Raw genomic sequence first — 864 nt, forward strand, 5'->3', positions numbered from 1 at the left:
ATTACACAGTGAGTAATTCGCGAAAGATAGGAGGGTTTCATACGCTTTGTGCGGATGTTGGTACGATTTCCGGTCATCCATTGTCTGGTTATAGAGCAGGGGATATTTTACCCAATTCAGTTTGGTGTCTCAATCACCGCCCTTATAGTTCACCAGAGGGAATGGTCTACGACCCCTCTACAGATCTTTGGGTTGATATTTATCTTCAATCAGGGACGGGTGAAAATACGAAATCAATGTATCGTACCAATATAACAACAAACCGTAATTATACCGAACATGTAACAGATATGGCGCGTGTTAAAAAATCTTTACTGAGTGATGAAGCGTTTGCTTCTGCTATGTATGGAAGCAATGAAAAGACACATATTGTTGGCAAGAAAGAACCAACCTCTAAGGTTTCAGGTGGATATAAGGATACGGCGAATCGTCGAATGATCTCGCATATCGGTTGTGAGGATGGTTGCGGTTATGTTTGGCAATTTTTATCGGGCACGTTTCCTATACCCATAAGCCGTACGCAAAATACGTTTGAAATGAGAGCATTGTTAGGGGGTGGTAGCTGGAGTAATACAACGGATAATGGGCGTTTTACTCGAGCCGCCATGATCGTCAATGGTGGAAATGAACAAGTTGCGGCGCGTGGATGTAGCCATACGCGTCATTTTGTTTAGGAGGGAGAGATGATAGAATATCCAGAACATTTAAATAGCAAAGAAGATTATCTGAACATGCTTTCTTTTGACAAAGTTGAAACAGTAAGAAGGCTAGGGAATCTTTTAACAACACGTTTTTATTGGGTTTTTGTTAAAGAGCTTGGAGAGGGAGAAGAGGGGATTGAAGATGACACGCATAAGGTTTGTC

Annotated in this window: 2 pseudogenes; both read left to right on the forward strand. The window is 41.7% G+C overall.

The features are described from left to right. Positions 1 to 674 (forward strand): annotated as a pseudogene (locus ACFIM6_RS10010) (hypothetical protein); the annotation flags it as partial. 9 nt (positions 675 to 683) lie between these two features. After that, positions 684 to 864 (forward strand): annotated as a pseudogene (locus ACFIM6_RS10015) (hypothetical protein); the annotation flags it as partial.

It is taken from the genome of Bartonella sp. AA9NXGY (assembly GCF_042196845.1).
In the GTDB taxonomy this organism is placed as follows: Bacteria; Pseudomonadota; Alphaproteobacteria; order Rhizobiales; family Rhizobiaceae; genus Bartonella.